At 41.3% G+C, this 19,619-nt stretch carries 8 protein-coding genes; all 8 read left to right on the top strand.

Annotation, left to right across the window (positions count from 1 at the left end; translation table 11 throughout):
* Positions 1-17 precede the first annotated feature (17 nt).
* The 8 genes from E7Y33_RS09595 to hrcA all read left to right on the top strand — a co-directional run bounded on the left by E7Y33_RS09595 (position 18) and on the right by hrcA (position 19,615).
* Positions 18-248: a TlpA family protein disulfide reductase gene (locus tag E7Y33_RS09595; protein ID WP_237665658.1), complete on the top strand. Its 231-nt coding sequence runs from the start codon at positions 18-20 to the stop codon at positions 246-248.
* Between the two features lie 61 nt (positions 249-309).
* Complete coding sequence (locus tag E7Y33_RS08950) at positions 310-10,698, top strand: isopeptide-forming domain-containing fimbrial protein (protein WP_139690274.1); 10,389 nt, start codon at positions 310-312, stop codon at positions 10,696-10,698.
* Positions 10,699-10,773: 75 nt separating this feature from the next.
* Positions 10,774-12,612 carry a G5 domain-containing protein gene (locus E7Y33_RS08945; protein WP_139690273.1) on the top strand — a complete coding sequence of 613 codons (1,839 nt, stop codon included), beginning with the start codon at positions 10,774-10,776 and terminating at the stop codon, positions 12,610-12,612.
* Between the two features lie 362 nt (positions 12,613-12,974).
* The gene (locus E7Y33_RS08940) at positions 12,975-16,820 is read left to right on the top strand and encodes an LPXTG-anchored SHIRT domain periscope protein (RefSeq protein ID WP_139690272.1); all 3,846 of its coding nucleotides are present in this window, start codon (positions 12,975-12,977) and stop codon (positions 16,818-16,820) included.
* A 157-nt stretch (positions 16,821-16,977) separates the two neighbouring features.
* Entirely contained in the window at positions 16,978-17,298 is a 321-nt protein-coding gene (locus E7Y33_RS08935; RefSeq protein ID WP_139690271.1) for a PadR family transcriptional regulator, read from the top strand.
* Entirely contained in the window at positions 17,298-17,873 is a 576-nt protein-coding gene (locus tag E7Y33_RS08930) for a DUF2812 domain-containing protein (protein WP_139690329.1), read from the top strand. Before E7Y33_RS08935 ends, E7Y33_RS08930 begins: the two co-directional genes overlap by 1 nt.
* A gap of 34 nt (positions 17,874-17,907) precedes the next feature.
* A complete protein-coding gene (locus E7Y33_RS08925) occupies positions 17,908-18,420 on the top strand; it encodes a DUF2812 domain-containing protein (protein WP_139690270.1) in 513 nt (170 codons plus the stop codon).
* A 160-nt stretch (positions 18,421-18,580) separates the two neighbouring features.
* Complete coding sequence (gene hrcA, locus E7Y33_RS08920; protein ID WP_139690269.1) at positions 18,581-19,615, top strand: heat-inducible transcriptional repressor HrcA; 1,035 nt, start codon at positions 18,581-18,583, stop codon at positions 19,613-19,615.
* Positions 19,616-19,619: the final 4 nt, after the last annotated feature.

Raw genomic sequence — 19,619 nt, 5'->3', positions numbered from 1 at the left:
ATTTTGTTCTTCTGAATATGAACGAACCAGGAAAAGAAACAAAGGAAACTGCTGATCAGTATATCAAAGAAAAAGGATATACTTTCCCGTATTATTATGACGAAGATCAGTCCGCAGCCGATCTTTTACAGGTTCAAACCATACCAAGTATGTATCTTGTGACAAAACAGCAACAGGTAAAGAATGTATTAGTAAATCATACCACTGCTGAAAATTTCTCGAAAGAGTTACAAGAACTGCTAAACTAACATACATCTATTTCAGAAAAAAGGAGGAAGAAGAAATCGCAATAGGATTTCAGAGAAAACTATGAGAGATTTCATTAAAAAGGTCTCTGTTCTGTTTATGATTCTGTTTCTCTCTGTGCCATTAGGATTGGCTGGACTGTTCCTTGCTCGAGGTGCATCAGCTGATGAAGGGGCTGCAAGACAAGTAGGAGAGAACACAGAAATTATCCAGAATGGATGTTATCGTAAGGTAAAGAAAACAGAAAAAACACAGTGGACAGTTCCACGTAAACCGATCGACTTAGTTATCCTTCAAGATGCGAGTGGATCCTTTGAAAAGACTATTCCTAGTGTTAAGAATGCCTTGAAGCGTTTGACCACTTATGTGAAACCTGAACAGTACAATGAAACTGACCCACATTTAGTGAGTACAGGTGATCCAGATACGACTGACCGCGTCTTCGTTTCAGCTTATCAAGGATTGGATCAGGTTCGATATTTTGATAATGAGGACTTCACAGGAGCGATTGATACCTATACAAATGAGGGGATCACTGGTAAACATTATCAGTTTAGTTCAAGTGATTTAACATCAGATCAAAAATCTATTCATAGCTTTATTGATAATATTACTGTTGGAGGAGGAACTCCTACAGTTCCTGGTATCACGGATGCTCTTGCTGCTTATAACAGTCAAAAAGGAGAAATGAAAAATGGTCGTAAGACAGTATTCCTCCTTGTAACGGATGGTGTGGCCAATGGTTACCGTCTCCCAGATGGTAATGTTGTTATGGATAAAAGTTATGCCAGAACTTATAAGCTACAACCTGCATGGGGACTTGGTCAAAACTATTTCCCTGAAGCAGCGCAAGATATTGTCAGCCGTGCAAACGAGTTAAAAGAGGCAGGAAATACACTTAAGAATGCTGTTGGATCAGAAGGCTCTGTAGTTATTGGTTTCTGGGAGCGAGTGGCAGGGTTCACTGACCCATACTTCCAATATGGTTCTGCTTATTTGAATGGATTTGGAAAAACATTGAATATCGGTGATAACCGTTCAGTTCAAGGAATCTTCCATGATGCTCTTCAATCGATGGCTTCACCAGACAAGGTTGTAAACGGAAAGAACGTTTCCTTCTATGTTAATGAACAAAGCGATATCGATAAGTTCTCAAATCGAATTTTAGAATCGGTAGCTGCTGCGTTGATTAAGGAAGACATCAAAGGTGAGTTCACTGTTACACCCGGGTATAAGGTTGATGCTGTTCGAATCAATGGTAAAACAGTTGTTGAAAAAGTCACAGATCCATCAGAACAAATTCGTGGTCGAATCAATCAAGAAGGTGACAATGTCACAATCTATGTACCCGATAGTGTCTTCAACCCTGGAGATAACAATTTCGACTATGATTTGAGTAAGGAAGCTCGTGCTCCTGAAACGAATGAAGAGGATGAAGTTGATCCGCCAGCTGATTACACACCAACGAATGAAACAATTACAGTCCCTGAATTGACTGGTGTCTTCAAGACAGGTGAATTTACAACCCGTAAGATTGGTGGACGTAATGAAGAAGTTGAAGTTCAAAAACTCGAGTACTGTTACCCAAGTGTCACGAAGAGAATTACCGACGCAGATAAGAGTAATGATTTGGGAGAAATTGATGACCCGCTTGGTTTGACAAAGAAAAAAGCCTATTCTGCACAATTGTCAGACAAGGCAGAGGAGTTTACCTATACTCTTGATTACAACTTCAATAACGTAGCCTACGAATTTGAAAAGAACGTCATGTTGACAGACCCACTTGACTACCGTTTGGAAGTGGTTGAAAGTTCAGCTACTGGACCAAATGGAGAAAAATGGACCACTCGTGTAGTTAGTCAAGATGATTCAGAAGGCAACCCTCAAAGTGTCGTGGTTGCGGATGTTCCTGCTAAAGGATCCAACTATAATTACTTGGTATTGAAGAAAGCTCAAATGACCATTAAGGTTCGTTTGAAAGAACAATACCGCAATAATCAATCAAGTAAAGAATTCATGGCTCTCCTTCAGGAAAGTAATGGATTTGGTCTCCTAAACCAAGGGAACATCATGTGGAATGGTGATGACAATCAACCAAACCAAGATGCGCACGCCAAGACAGATACCAAACCAAGTACCATTCGCCGTTCAAATCCAGTTTACGTGAAACCGCCAGTAGTAACAGAGATTACGAAGAAGGTTAATGACAAAGAACATGAAGATTTGAAAGCAGAAGAGGAACTCTTTGAGTACAAGGTGACTGCTCCATGGCCAGGTATTGCGGACAACTTTACGCTGACAGATACAGTTGTTCCAGAGTTAGAAGTTCAAGCAGATAGTTTGAATGTAAAACTCGGTGGAAAAGATAACGCTGATTTGAAAGGTGCGACAACCGTTTCAGGTCAAACCGTTTCGTTGACACTAGACAAAACTAATCTTGAAAAAATCACTCGTAAAGTGAATCGCCGTAAGGTGAAAGACATTCAATATGTAGAATTAACCTTTAAGGCGAAAATCCGTAAAGGTGCTGATCTTTCTAAATACAAGAAAGATGGTCAAGTAAAAGTACCAAATACAGCGGATGTGATCTTGAACGATGTGAAACAAACATCTAACGAAGTAACGGTTACCCCACCAAAACCAAAAGAACCAACGATTGATAAGAAAATCAATGAAAACTTGGATAGCTTCCAAACGTTTGATGGGCAACCATACAACTACAACATTACAACAGCAGTACCAAGTGATGTTGCTAATTACAAGAAATTTGTGATTCGTGATACACTGGATGCTAATTTGGAACTTGCAGGAGACGTAAGTATTAAAGGTTCTGCAGCGGCCCTCTTTGATATCCACACCAATGGCCAAGAGATTACGGCAACGGTGAAGGATGGTCAGTTTGGTGAACTTGCAAAATACTCAACTGTTGAACTAGTCATTCCTGCAAAAGTTAAAAATGGTGTGACAGGCACAACCATTGAAAACAAGGCTTCTATTTCCTTTACAAATGAGAATAATGTAGAGAAAGAAGTTGAATCGAAACCTGTAACCGTAACGCCACCTCCTGTAACGAAGAAGATCAATGAAACTCTTGATCACTTAGATATCGCGACAGGTCAAGCGTATAACTACAACATTAAGACAAAACTTCCAACCGATATTACAGATTACAAGAAATTTGTGATTACAGATACACTTGAAGGAGATTTGTCAGTTATCAATGAAACTTCAAGCAAACCAGTTATCAAAGGAGCAGCTGCAGCCTTCTTCGATGTAACAGTTGAGGGTCAAACCGTGACTGCAACGATGAAGGACTTTGCGAACGCTACAGACCTTGCTGGTCAAGAAGTGGAATTGATTATTCCAGCTAAGATCAATGATGGAGTGACTCGTATCAACATTCCAAATACTGCGAAGTTCAGCTTCACAGATAAGAACGATCATAGCGGAGAAAAAGAAACAAAACCTGTAACCGTAACTCCTCCATCAGAACCAGGTGTTGATAAGAAAATCAACGAAACACTGACAGAGGCAACAATCGGTGCGGAAACCGACTTTACTTATAATATCAAAGCGAAATTGCCAAATGATATTACAACGTACAAGTCCTTCGTTGTAACGGATACCTTGGATGAGAACTTGACTCCAGGTCAAGCTGAAATCAAGGGAGCGGCAGCGAAATTCTTCGATGTAACAGTTCAAGGTCAAACCGTGACTGCAACGATGAAAGATTTTGCGAATGCGGGTGACTACGGTAACCAAGAAGTAGAGCTCGTGATTCATGCCAAAGTGAAGAAAGGCTCAACTGTTCCATCTATTGAGAACAAAGCTAAGATTACTTACACCAACAAGAATGACCAACAAGGTGAGAAAGAAACCAAGCCGGTCACTGTTACACCACCACCAATCACGAAGAAGGTGAATGGTCAGGAACACGCAGATCTTGGTAAGTTATCAGAAATCTTTACTTATACGATTGACTCAACGGTTCCACACGTGGCAGATAGCTTCACCATTTCAGATGATATCGTCAAAGAATTGGCATTTGAAGGAGAAGCAACGGTCACTGTTGATGGCCAAGCTGTTCAAGACCTCACTGTAACAACAGAAGGTCAACGTTTGACGGTCACATTTGGTAAAGAGCAAGTGAAACAATATGCTGGTAAAGCTGTACAAGTTTCATTTAAGGCCAAGATTAAAGATGGAATCACTTTCGATGCTCTCTTGACTGCTTATCCAAATGAATCAAAAGACAAGCCGGTAGTACCAAATACTGCTAGCTACATCATTAATGATAATCCTGATTCTAAGAAAGAATCAAAACCAGTTACCGTTACACCACCACCAACCACTACTCCAGAGCTTAAGAAGGAAGTAAACGGAGCAGAACGTTATGATCTTGCAAAACGTAATGAAGAGTTTACTTATACTTTGAAAACAACAATGCCTGCCAGCGCAACTGTGTTTGAGATGACAGACGAGTTGAAAGAAGTTCTAGAATTTGTTGGTGAGAATGCTTCAGCCACTGTTAAACTTGATGGTGAGGATGCAGGATCGAAGGCGACAGTGACACTTTCTGGTCAAGTCATCAAAGTTGCCTTTACAGAAGCTTCTGTCAAAGCAGATGCAGGTAAGACTATTGAAGTAAACTTCAAGGCTAAAATCAGAGATAATGCCAACTTGTCAGCTTATGTGAATAAAGATGGTAAGACAGAAATTCCAAACAAGGCTTCTTACGACATCGATCACAATCCGAAATATCACAAGGATTCAAATGAAGTTCCAGTAACTCCACCGACTCCAGAAGAGCCAGAAATCAAGAAAGATGTGAACGGCAAAGAAGCTGAAACTCTTGATAAACGCGATCAAGTCTTCACTTACAACGTGAAAACGACAGTAGCGCAAGATGCGACAGCCTTCGCAGTCACAGATACACTAGTAGATGTTCTTGAGTTCGCAGGAACTTCAAGTGCTAAATTGAATGGTGTAGCGCTTGACGCTAGCCAAATCAAGGTAGAGGGACAAACCATTACCTTGACGCTTACAGAAGACCAAGTCAAAGCAAATGGTGGTCAAGCAGTTGAATTAACGTTCGACGCTAAGATTAAATCCGGTGCGAACTTGTCTGCTTATGTAACAGAAGATAAGTCAATCAAGGTTCCGAACAAGGCGGCTTACAGGGCAGATCTTCCAAACAAACCAGGCTTCACCAAGGATTCTAACGTAGTTCCAGTAACTCCACCGACTCCAGAAGAGCCAGAAATCAAGAAAGATGTGAACGGCAAGGCAGAAGAAACTCTCGCAAAACGTGATGAAGTCTTCACATACAATGTGAAAACAACAGTAGCGCAAGATGCGACAGCCTTCAGCGTAACCGATAAGATCGAAGATGTTCTTGAGTTCGCAGGAACTTCAAGTGCTAAATTGAATGGTGTAGCGCTTGACGCTAGCCAAATCAAGGTAGAAGGTCAAACCATTACCTTGACGCTTACAGAAGACCAAGTCAAAGCAAATGGTGGTCAAGCAGTTGAATTAACGTTCGACGCTAAGATCAAAGCTGGCGCGAACTTGTCCGCATATGTGAAGGAAGACGGCCGTACACAGATTCCGAATAAGGCTTCTTATGACGCAAGCTTCCCACACAAACCAGGTGTGCACAAGGACTCTAATGAAGTCCCAGTAACACCTCCAACACCAGACGAGCCAGAGATCAAGAAAGATGTGAACGGCAAGGCAGAAGAAATTCTCGCAAAACGTGATGAAGTCTTCACATACAATGTGAAAACAACAGTAGCGCAAGATGCGACAGCCTTCTCAGTCACAGATACCCTAGTGGACGTTCTTGAATTCGCAGGAACTTCAAGTGCTAAATTGAATGGTCAAGCTCTTGATGCAAGTCAAATCAAGGTAGAAGGTCAAACGATTACCTTGACCCTTACAGAAGAACAAGTGAAAGCCAATGGCGGTCAAGCCGTTGAATTAACATTCGACGCCAAGATCAAAGCTGGCGCGAACTTGTCTGCATATGTGAAGGAAGACGGTCGTACACAGATTCCGAATAAGGCTTCTTATGACGCAAGCTTCCCACACAAACCAGGTGTGCACAAGGACTCTAACGAAGTTCCAGTAACGCCACCAACACCAGACGAGCCAGAAATCAAGAAAGATGTGAACGGTAAGGCAGAAGAAACCCTCGCAAAACGTGATGAAGTCTTCACATACAATGTGAAAACAAGTGTAGCGCAAGATGCGACAGCCTTCTCAGTCACAGATACCCTAGTGGACGTTCTTGAATTCGCAGGAACTTCAAGTGCTAAATTGAATGGTCAAGCTCTTGATGCTAGCCAAATCAAGGTAGAAGGACAAACGATTACCTTGACCCTTACAGAAGACCAAGTGAAAGCCAATGGCGGTCAAGCCGTTGAATTAACATTCGACGCCAAGATCAAAGCCGGCGCGAACTTGTCTGCATATGTGAAGGAAGACGGCCGTACACAGATTCCGAATAAGGCTTCTTATGACGCAAGCTTCCCACACAAACCAGGTGTGCACAAGGACTCTAATGAAGTCCCAGTAACACCTCCAACACCAGACGAGCCAGAGATCAAGAAAGATGTGAACGGCAAGGCAGAAGAAACTCTCGCAAAACGTGATGAAGTCTTCACATACAATGTGAAAACAACAGTAGCGCAAGATGCGACAGCCTTCAGCGTAACCGATAAGATCGAAGATGTTCTTGAATTCGCAGGAACTTCAAGTGCTAAATTGAATGGTCAAGCTCTTGATGCTAGCCAAATCAAGGTAGAAGGACAAACGATTACCTTGACCCTTACAGAAGAACAAGTGAAAGCCAATGGCGGTCAAGCCGTTGAATTAACATTCGACGCCAAGATCAAAGCTGGCGCGAACTTGTCCGCATATGTGAAGGAAGACGGCCGTACACAGATTCCGAATAAGGCTTCTTATGACGCAAGCTTCCCACACAAACCAGGTGTGCACAAGGACTCTAATGAAGTCCCAGTAACACCTCCAACACCAGACGAGCCAGAGATCAAGAAAGATGTGAACGGCAAGGCAGAAGAAATTCTCGCAAAACGTGATGAAGTCTTCACATACAATGTGAAAACAACAGTAGCGCAAGATGCGACAGCCTTCTCAGTCACAGATACCCTAGTGGACGTTCTTGAATTCGCAGGAACTTCAAGTGCTAAATTGAATGGTCAAGCTCTTGATGCAAGTCAAATCAAGGTAGAAGGTCAAACGATTACCTTGACCCTTACAGAAGAACAAGTGAAAGCCAATGGCGGTCAAGTAGTTGAATTAACATTCGACGCCAAGATCAAAGCTGGCGCGAACTTGTCTGCATATGTGAAGGAAGACGGTCGTACACAGATTCCGAATAAGGCTTCTTATGACGCAAGCTTCCCACACAAACCAGGTGTGCACAAGGACTCTAACGAAGTTCCAGTAACGCCACCAACACCAGACGAGCCAGAAATCAAGAAAGATGTGAACGGTAAGGCAGAAGAAACCCTCGCAAAACGTGATGAAGTCTTCACATACAATGTGAAAACAAGTGTAGCGCAAGATGCGACAGCCTTCTCAGTCACAGATACCCTAGTGGACGTTCTTGAATTCGCAGGAACTTCAAGTGCTAAATTGAATGATCAAGCTCTTGATGCAAGTCAAATCAAGGTAGAAGGTCAAACGATTACCTTGACCCTTACAGAAGAACAAGTGAAAGCCAATGGCGGTCAAGCAGTTGAATTAACATTCGACGCCAAGATCAAAGCTGGCGCGAACTTGTCTGCATATGTGAAGGAAGACGGCCGTACACAGATTCCGAATAAGGCTTCTTATGACGCAAGCTTCCCACACAAACCAGGTGTGCACAAGGACTCTAATGAAGTCCCAGTAACGCCTCCAACACCAGACGAGCCAGAGATCAAGAAAGATGTGAACGGCAAGGCAGAAGAAACCCTCGCAAAACGTGATGAAGTCTTCACATACAATGTGAAAACAACAGTAGCGCAAGATGCGACAGCCTTCAGCGTAACCGATAAAATCGAAGATGTTCTTGAATTCGCAGGAACTTCAAGTGCTAAATTGAATGGTCAAGCTCTTGAGGCTAGCCAAATCAAGGTAGACGGTCAAACCATTACCTTGACGCTTACAGAAGAACAAGTCAAAGCCAATGGCGGTCAAGCAGTTGAATTAACATTCGACGCGAAGATCAAAGCCGGCGCGAACTTGTCTGCATATGTGAAGGAAGACGGCCGTACACAGATTCCGAATAAGGCTTCTTATGACGCAAGCTTCCCACACAAACCAGGTGTGCACAAGGACTCTAACGAAGTTCCAGTAACGCCACCAACACCAGACGAACCAGAGATCAAGAAAGATGTCAATACTAAAGCTGAAGAAACACTTGCTGATCGTGACCAAATTTTCACATACAACGTGAAAACAAGTGTCCCAACAGATGTATCATCCTTCAGTGTAAGTGATACACTTGAATCTGTTCTTGATTATGCAGGTTCAGCAAGTGCAATCTTGAATGGTCAAGCTCTTGATGCAAGTCAAATCAAGGTAGAAGGTCAAACCATTACCTTGACCCTTACAGAGGAACAAGTGAAAGCCAATGGCGGTCAAGCAGTTGAATTGAGCTTCACTGCTAAGATTAAAGCGGGAGCTGATTTGACTCCATATCTAACAGATCGTGGATTCACTGTTCCAAATACGGCTTCTTATGATGCAAACATTCCAAATAGACCAGGGCTACACAAAGATTCGAATAAAGTTCCGGTTATCGTTCCAAAAGAACCAGAACCAGAAATTACGAAGAAAATCAACCGTACCTTGGACCACTTGGATGTCGAATACGATGCACCTTACATGTACAATGTCAATACGGCTTTGCCAAAAGATATTGATAAGTACAAAGAGTTCACAGTCACAGATACACTCGAACCGGTCTTGGCAATCGCTGATACGCCAGTAGCCTATGTGGACGGTCGTGATGCAAATGGATCTCTTGAAACAAGTGTTGAAGGAAACACTGTCACTGTGAAAGTGAAAGATTTCGCTCGACTAAAAGGCTTCAAAGAGATTCAATTGTACATCCCAGCTAAACTCAAAGCGAATAGCGATTTGACTGCTTATAAGGACCAATTGGTACCAAACAAAGCAACTGTCAACTTCAAGGATGCCAATGGTCAATCTGGCAGCAAGGAATCAAAACCGGTAACGGTGAAACCACGTGACCCAGAAAAACCAACTGAACCAAAACCAAATGAACCTTCTAAGACTGTTGGACCAGAAGATGGATCAAATCCAACTGGTGGTTACAGATTGAAAGAAGCAGATGAAACATTCCGCTTCGACATTTCAACGCTCGTTCCTGCAGATCCTAAGGATGAAAATGGAAATGCCTTGAAAGATGAGTACGGTCGCATCAAGAAGACGGAATTGACGAACTTCACAATCAGTGATAAAATCAATCAAGTCCTCAAAGTGAACCTTGACCGCATCGCCCTCAAAGTTGAAAACGCTCAATTTGACGCGCTCAAAGCAACTCTTCAAGCCCAACTTGAACAGTCTGAGAAAGAACTCAAAGCTTTGACAGGCAAGTCAACTGATGATACTTCAACAGAGGCTAACAAGAAGGAAGATTTGAAAGCGGCGGAAGCGAAAGTGGCTGAATTGAAAGCGAAGTTGGAAGCGGCTAAGGCAGCACAACCAGCTACTCCAGCTACATCTGATTCTTCTGCAACAGAAGATAAGAAACCTGCAACTAGCGAATCAAGTCAAGATCTTGCAAACTTAGAAGCAGAGTTGAAAGCAGCTGAAGAAAACTTAGCTAAACTTCAAGCACCAGCTGAGAAAGAAGCAGAATTAGCACCAGCTGATAAGAAACAACAACAAGAGAAACTCGAAAATGAAATCAAGAAACTAAAAGAAGCTCAAACTAAGCTTCAAGCAGCTATTGATAAATTGAGTAAGTCTTCAAATGATCGTGGTGAATTAGTAGGTAAAGAATTGGAAGCAATTGCTACTGTTACTTACGATGAAACTGAAAATCTTGTGACTCTTGAAATCAGCGACAAGGATGTTCTTGAAGCCTTGAAGGGAAGTAAAGTAACTCTCGTTCTTTACACAAACTTCAAAGAAGGAACAGACTTCGCTAAGTATCAGGATGGTGTACCAAATACAGCTACAGTAAGCTTCAATCACACCCCACAATCTACCAATACAGTTGTGGTGTTCCCACCAACACCGGTAACACCACCGGCTCCAAATATTCCACCTTCTGAGGGGGAAGTTCCACCAAAAGATCCAGGCAAAAACTTGCCAAATACAGGTTCTGAAGTTTCTACACTCTTTGAAGTCATTGCAGTTCTCATTCTTGGACTTACAGGACTTCTAGTTTGGAAAAACACAGCTGAACAATAGGATTGCATAGTAAGAGGAGGGTAGAAATATTTACTCTCCTCCTTACTGTATTTTGAAAGTGTTAAGGGAAAAAGAATGAGTAGAAAAAAATTATTAAAGTTAGGGATTTCAATACTTGCTTTAAACGCTCTTGGAGTAGCAACTTATCATGTAGCTCCAGATTTATATCAAATTCCAACGGTGCATGCAGAGGAAACACCGGCGGAAGATGAAGAAATTCCAGATGGCCAAGAGAGAGTCATTGCACTTCGATTTAGAGATAGACTGAATGATCTAGACGCTGCCATTGCTGACTATAAAGCTAATCCGGATGATGAAGACAACAAAGCAGGATTAGAAGATAGCTTGGCGGAAGCTACTAACTACCTTCCTATCGCAAAGAAGGCAATGAAGAGTCCAGAAGCTCAAAAAGGTTTTGTGGCATATGAAGCTCGCTACAATGAGTTGAAAGCCAAGGCTGAAGCTTTGTTGGCTGGTAAGACGGAACAACCAGCGGAACCAAAAGTTGAGCATCAAGAAATCACAACGACAGAAGAGATTCCTTATGCATCTCGTACCGAAAACAACGCCGATCTTGCAGAAGGTACTCGCAATGTGAAACAAGCGGGTGTTAAAGGTACTAAGACCATTACTTGGGATATCACACTGACAGATGGTAAAGAAACGGCTCGTACTAAGAAAAGCGAGAAAGTTACCAAAGAACCTGTAGAAGAAATCATCGAAGTTGGAACTAAGAAAACAGGTGTAGAAACCAAAGAAACAGTGACTGTAGAGGAAAAAGTTGCTTTCAAAGAAGAAACGAAAGTAGACCCAGCACAGGATAAAGGTCAAACACGTGTTGAAGAAGGTGAAGAAGGTATCGATGAAGTCACTTATGAAGTGACAAAAGTGGATGGTGTTGAAAAATCTCGTAAAGAAGTTTCACGCAAGACCAAGAAAGCAGCCAAAAACAAGATTACTTATACCGGTTCAAAAGCTGTTGTAACGACTAAGGAAGAAACGAAGACAGAAGAAGTTGCCTTCCAAACTAAGGAAGTCACAAATCCAGATCTTCCAGAAGGAACTCGTCAAGTGAAAGTTACTGGTAAGAAAGGTATTCGCACCATTGTTTATACAGTGACTTACACAGATGGAAAAGAGACAGGTCGTGTTGAGAAATCCAGCACAATCACAACTCCAGCCGTAGATGAGATCGTTGAAGTAGGAACTAAGAAAGTAGTAGCTCCAGTTGTAACGACTAAGGAAGAAACGAAGACAGAAGAAGTTGCTTTCCAAACTAAGGAAGTCACAAATCCGGATCTTCCAGAAGGAACTCGTCAAGTGAAGACAGCTGGTAAGAAGGGTGTTCGCACCATTGTTTATACAGTGACTTACACAGACGGAGTAGAGACAGGTCGTGTTGAGAAATCCAATACAATCACAACTCCAGCCGTAGATGAGATCGTTGAAGTAGGAACTAAGAAAGTAGTAGCTCCAGTTGTAACGACTAAGGAAGAAACGAAGACAGAAGAAGTTGCTTTCCAAGTCAAAGAAGTGCAGAACGCAGAACTTCCAGAAGGAACTCGTCAAGTGAAAGCTGCTGGTAAGAAAGGTGTTCGCACCATTGTTTACACAGTTACCTACACAGATGGAAAAGAGACAGGTCGTGTTGAGAAATCAAACACAATCACTACTCCAGCAGTAGATGAGATTGTTGAAGTTGGAACTAAGAAAGTAGCTTCTACAACAACCAACGGTAATAAGAATGATACTGCAACAACAGGGAACCAAGCTGAAAGCACTAAGAAAGAAGAAACTGCAAGCCAAGAACAGAAAGTTCTACCAAGCACAGGTACAGCTTCTACCAGTCTTCTTTCAATGATTGGTTTATTTATCGCCGGTCTAGTAGGCTTTGTCGTTCGTAAGAAGGACTAAGGCTCTCTAATATACAAAAGTATCTTTTGTACGAGAAATACTAAAAAGAACCCAGAATTTATTCTTGGGTTCTTTCTTTATAAAAAATTAAATATATTAATGTTTATGTGTGGCTTGAGTACGTTATGAAACTCATAGAGTGATAATAGGATTAACTATAAAACAGTTATTCACATAGTGTAAACGCCTTTTCTAAAATTTTTATATTTTAATTATTCTCACCGAAAATTGACAATCTGGAAATACAAAATAATAAATTTTTATCTATAATCTACTTTTAATTGCCCTTTTTTTGTGTTAAAATGAGATGAATATTTCTTTTGAAATGATTAAATAATCATTTTTAATTTTGGAGGTACATTATGAAATGGAAATATCGCATGAGAATGCCTTTTTCTACTATTTTCAGTAGAAAAAAACAGGCTTTTCTCGGATTAGTCGTTTTACTTTTTTCTATTTTTCTTCTTCCGCTTCAATCTTATGCGGCTTTAGAAGAAATAAAAAACGGAACGGATATCTCAACCTTGGATATTCGTAAGTTTAATTTGAACATCAACAATTTTAGTGTTTTATCTAAATCACAGGCTGTTGATCAGTTTCATTTATCGAATCCCCACTATGAATATCTCTGGGGTGGTGCCTATCCAGGCGAGATGGAAAACTTTACTCTTAAAGTAGATAAAAGTAAAAAACAGGATCAAGTTTTCGAAAATCCTCTTTCTCTAAAATTCACAAATATTGGGACAGTCAATGGTAAGCAAGTAGATGCTTATCTAAATTTCAATAAAGTAACCCTACACTATCTTAATACTGCTCAGGCAGAATCTGAGATGAATAGTGCTCAAAAATCTACTGTTGAATTTTTCTCAATTTCTGAATTATGGGAAAGTAGTGCTTTTGAAATTGGGAATGTTCCCTATGTAGATGCGGCTCATGACTACATTATGAATAAGGCTTTTTGGCTTGATGCGGATGTAACAGCAGAGTTGCGTTATGCAGATGGTTCCGAGACAGATTTGAAGTTGGTTATGAAGCCAACAGACATCGATGCAATGGATGCCAACAACTTGAAGGAAACCTTCTATGTTAAAGATTATCAAAATGATGTTAATCTTCGTTTGATGAATAATGCCAATGTTTTAAGACAGGAAGATCAAGGAGATCGAACTGCTTGGGTAGCAACTCAGATTACAAGCGGTAGCTATTCTGAGAACAATATCTCTGGTTTTGCCCTTCGATCAAATAGTAATAGTATGAATTTTGGTTACTCATCAACAGAGGTTGCTTCGGCCGTCTTTGGTCTTTATATTGAAAAAATTGATCCGAGCCCTGTTCTAGCAGTGGATCCTACAGAGATTCCAGCTAAGGAAGGACAAGATGTAACCTATAAAGCTACGTTTAAAGTTCCGGTTCCAGGTAAGGACATTTTAGCAACGCCTTCATCTATCGAAATGGTTCAGAATTTTGATGATCGCTTGGACTATAAAGAACTTAAAGTTGAATCAGGTGGAGTGACTCTGCAAGAAGGACGTGACTATACGATTGAGAAGTCAGGTCAAACAGTTACTGTTAAAATGACACCTGAGTACATAAAATCAAATTCTGCCGCTGAGATTATTATCACTTATAAAACAGCTACAAACAAAAAAGTAGAAGAAAAAGGTCCTGAAAAGATTGACAATACTGTAACATTGCATGTTGATAATTTATCAGCTCCTTCTAATCAGGTAAGCACTGCCCTTCTTTATGAAAAACATCATGAGTTTGTGAGTGGGACCCCAGGTAAAGATCTTCCACAAGAAGTGAAAGACTTGCTTCCAGCGACAGATAAGAACTTGTCTAATGGTACTCAAGTAACGCCAACTCAACCAAGTAAAACAGAAGTGAAGACAGCAGAAGGCACTTGGAGCTTTAAGTCTTATGACAAGGCATCAGAAACCATCAATGGAGCGGACGCCCACTTTGTCGGTACTTGGGAATTCACCCCAGCACCAACTTACAAGGCAACACACGAATTTGTTAGCGGAACGCCAGGCAAAGAACTTCCACAAGAAGTGAAATCCTTGCTTCCTGCAGATCAAACAGATTTGAAAGACGGTAGCCAAGCAACACCAACGCAACCAAGTAAAACGGAAGTGAAGACAGCAGAAGGCACTTGGAGCTTCAAGTCCTACGACAAGGCATCAGAAACCATCAATGGAGCGGATGCCCACTTCGTCGGTACTTGGGAATTTACCCCAGCACCAACTTACAAGGCAACACATGAATTTGTCAGCGGAACTCCAGGAAAAGACCTTCCACAAGAAGTGAAATCCTTGCTTCCAGCAGACCAAACAGACTTGAAAGACGGTAGTCAAGCGACTCCAACTCAGCCAAGTCAAACGGAAGTGAAGACAGCAGAAGGCACATGGAGCTTCAAGTCCTACGACAAGGCATCAGAAACCATCAATGGAGCGGATGCCCACTTCGTCGGTACTTGGGAATTTACCCCAGCACCAACTTACAAGGCAACACATGAATTTGTCAGCGGAACTCCAGGAAAAGACCTTCCACAAGAAGTGAAATCCTTGCTTCCAGCAGACCAAACAGACTTGAAAGACGGTAGTCAAGCGACTCCAACTCAGCCAAGTCAAACGGAAGTGAAGACAGCAGAAGGCACATGGAGCTTCAAGTCTTATGACAAGGCATCAGAAACCATCAATGGAGGGGATGCCCACTTCGTCGGTACTTGGGAATTTACCCCAGCACCAACTTACAAGGCAACACATGAATTTGTCAGCGGAACTCCAGGCAAAGAGCTTCCACAAGAAGTGAAAACCTTGCTTCCATCAGACCAAACAGACTTGAAAGATGGTAGTCAAGCGACTCCGACTCAGCCAAGTAAAACGGAAGTGAAGACAGCAGAAGGTACATGGAGCTTCAAGTCTTATGACAAGGCATCAGAAACCATCAATGGAGGGGATGCCCACTTCGTCGGTACTTGGGAATTTACCCCAGCACCAACAGTGACTCATAAAGCAGTTCATGAGTTTGTCAGTGGAACTCCAGGCAAAGAGCTTCCACAAGAAGTGAAAACCTTGCTTCCATCAGATCAAACAGACTTGAAAGATGGCAGTCAAGCGACTCCAACTCAACCAAGTCAAACAGAAGTGAAGACAGCAGAAGGCACATGGAGCTTCAAATCCTACGACAAGACTTCAGAGACTGTCAACGGTTCAGATGTTAAGTTTGTAGGGACATGGGAATTTACAGCAATCCCAGTTCCAACAGTGACTCATAAAGCAGTTCACGAGTTTGTAAGTGGAACTCCAGGCAAAGAGATTCCACAAGAAGTGAAAACCTTGCTTCCATCAGATCAAACAGACTTGAAAGATGGTAGCCAAGTTACTCCAACTCAACCAAGTCAAACAGAAGTGAAGACAGCAGAAGGCACATGGAGCTTCAAGTCTTATGACAAGACATCTGAAACAATTAATGGATCAGATGTTAAGTTTATAGGGACATGGGAATTTACAGCAACTCCAGTTCCAACAGTGACTCATAAAGCAGTTCACGAGTTTGTCAGCGGAACTCCAGGTAAAGAACTTCCACAAGAAGTGAAAGCCTTGCTTCCAGCAGACCAAACAAACTTGAAAGATGGCAGCCAAGCAACGCCAACGAAACCAAGTCAAACAGAAGTGAAGACAGCAGAAGGCACCTGGAGCTTTAAGTCCTACGATAAAACATCGGAAACAATTAATGGATCAGATGTTAAGTTTGTAGGTACATGGGAATTTACAGCAACTCCAGTTCCAACAGTGACTCATAAAGCGGTTCACGAGTTTGTTAGCGGAACCCCAGGTAAAGAACTTCCGCAAGAAGTGAAAGTTTTGCTTCCAGCAGACCAAACAAACTTGAAAGATGGAAGTCAAGCAATGCCAACGCAACCAAGTCAAACAGAAGTGAAGACAGCAGAAGGCACCTGGAGCTTCAAGTCCTATGACAAGACATCGGAAACCATCAATGGAGCAGACGCACACTTCGTAGGCACCTGGGAATTCACTCCGGCCCTAATTAAAGATTCTGGAAATAATAGTCAACCAGAAGAAGGAAGTAGTCAAAAGCAGAACTTGTTACCAAACACAGGTTCAGCAGTATCTGGTCTTCTTTCAATCATCGGTCTTGCCTTTGCAAGTCTAGCAGCTTTTGTTCTTCGTAAGAAAGACTAAGCCACTCTTAGGAAATAAGAAATTGAATTCTTAATTCCTGAGTCTAAGAAGAGAGAACGAGAAATCGTTCTCTCTTTTTCTTGCGTTTTATATCGAGGTGTGATATAGTTTATATAACGAAGTGCGATATATCGAACTAAATAGGAGGTGTGGTTAAATGGAATTAACAGATAAAATCAGGCGTGTTTACCTTCCCATGACTGAAACAGGATTTTATATCTTGTTCTGTCTACAAAAGGAACGTCATGGTTATAGTATTACACAAAAGATCAAGGAGATGACAGATTTACAAGTTTTGATTAGTCCTGGAACTATGTATGGAACCTTGTCAAAAATGGAAAAGGATGGCTTGATCTCCTTTGTCCGAGAGGAGGAAAAACGGAAAATCTATCAGATAACAGATTTGGGACGAAAGGTTTTGGAGATTGAATTGAAACGTATTGAACGGCTCTATAGAAACAGTCGGGAGGAAGTATGATGGAAAAGAAGGTTGTATATCGGATATCTACAATTGCAGATTATGATAGAGAGGCCTTATACCTTGGGGAAATGCATGCTAAGGGCTGGAAACTTAAGGAAGTAAGCTACTCTAACTTAGTAGTTGCGGTTAAGTATACTTTTGAAAAGTGCCAACCGGAGCAGGTGTCTTATCAGTTGGACTTTTATCCCATGAAAAAATCAGAGAGAGCCTCCTATTTACAACTATTTAAAGACTGTGGCTGGGAGCATATTACAGACTTTAATAGTTTTTCCTATTTTAGAAAAGCGCATTCTGAAATTGAATCGGATACTGAGTTTGAAATCTATAATGACGCTACAGGGAAGTTAGCTATGATCAAACGGATTTTAATAATGCGGATGCTTCCTATTTTGATTCTATTTTTAGCTCTACTACCGGTTTTCTCAAAGTTTGTCAGTGGAGCTAGTTCTTTCAGTTGGGGAATGTTTTTGATTGTCATAATAGATTGTGTTTTATTGATAGTTTTTGCGGTTCAGATTTCTTATATTTTTTGGAGCTTGTTTCAAAAGTGGAAAGAATTATCTGAAAAATAAAACCATGTATGTTTTCTGATTTGGAGGTAAGACAATGAATAGCAAAGTACAATTTAGGATTTTCACCATTGTTGATTTGGACAAGGAAGAAGAATTTTTACATGAGATGCACTTGAAAGGTTGGAGATATAGAACTAGTCGTTTTGGTTTTTTCTATTTTGACCACTGTCAACCGGACGATGTCATCTACCATATCTATGATTCTAGATTTCTTAAAAAGTATAAGCATGAACTACAAGATTTTAGAAATAGCGGTTGGGAATTGATAGAAACAGGTTTTTGTTCAATTCTTCGTAAACCAACTTCTGATATACTTTCAGAGGAGAAAGTCTATATGAGTAAGGATCTTAGATGGGAAGTTATGCGGTCTAGACTTCGTTCCTGTATAGCCACTTTTTCAGGTGGTCTTGTTGTTTGCATGAGTTTGTATCGAGAAAACTTGTCTCAGTCTTTCTTTATTATTTTCGTTTTATACGCTTGCTTGATTTCTTATCTAATCTATGGTTTTTTCAGACTTAAAAGGAAATACCAAGTAGATGAGAAGTAAGATTCTAGGTCTTCAGACTGATTTTTAGCACTCTTGGTAAAAGAGTGCTAATTTTTTGAGTTTTTGTCTTGACATTCTCTTCTAAGGGTGTATAATAGAATCATGAGTTAGCACTTGGGTACATAGAGTGCTAATCGGTCAGACAGAGAGGAGTGATGAGATGGTTACAGAGCGTCAGCAGGATATTTTAAATCTGATTATTGACATCTTTACCAAAACGCACGAACCTGTCGGATCCAAGGCGCTACAAGAGTCTATCAATTCTAGTAGTGCTACCATTCGTAATGACATGGCGGCTCTAGAGAAGCAGGGTTTGCTTGAGAAGGCTCATACCTCCAGCGGTCGGATGCCAAGTGTTGCTGGTTTTCAGTACTATGTGAAACACTCGCTAGCTTTTGACAGATTGGCTGAAAATGAGGTTTATGAGATTGTCAAAGCCTTTGATCAGGAATTCTTCAAACTGGAGGATATTCTGCAAGAGGCTGCTAATCTATTGACAGACCTGAGTGACTGTACGGTAGTAGCACTGGATGTTGAGCCCAGTAGGCAACGGTTGACAGCCTTTGATATCGTTGTTTTGGGACAACATACAGCCTTGGCAGTATTTACCCTAGACGAGTCCCGAACGGTTACCAGTCAATTTCTGATTCCAAGGAACTTCTTGCAGGAAGATTTAAATCGCCTCAAGACCTTGATTCAAGAACGTTTCCTAGGTCACACCGTTCTGGACATTCATTACAAGATTCGGACGGAGATTCCGCAAATTATCCAACGTTACTTTACAACAACGGATAATGTCATGGATCTCTTTGAACACATTTTTAAAGAAATGTTCAACGAAAACATTGTGGTATCGGGCAAAGTCAATCTCTTGAATTTTGCCAATCTAGCAGCCTATCAGTTCTTTGACCAACCGCAAAAAGTGGCTCTGGAGATTCGTGAAGGTCTGCATGAAAATCAAATGCAAAATGTCCGTGTTGCAGACAGTCAGGAATCCTGTCTAGCAGATTTGGCGGTGATTAGCAGTAAGTTCCTCATTCCTTATCGAGGTTTTGGAATTCTAGCGATTATCGGTCCAGTCAATCTAGATTATCAGCAATTGGTCAACCAAGTCAATGTGGTCAATCGTGTTTTGACGATGAAGTTGACAGATTTTTATCGCTACCTCAGCAGTAATCATTACGAAGTAAATTAATATT

This window comes from Streptococcus oralis (genome assembly GCF_006175905.1).
In the GTDB taxonomy this organism is placed as follows: domain Bacteria; phylum Bacillota; class Bacilli; order Lactobacillales; family Streptococcaceae; genus Streptococcus; species Streptococcus oralis_BG.
The sequence above is the reverse complement of the archived record's forward strand: the minus strand, read 5'-3'. Positions and strand labels throughout refer to the sequence as shown.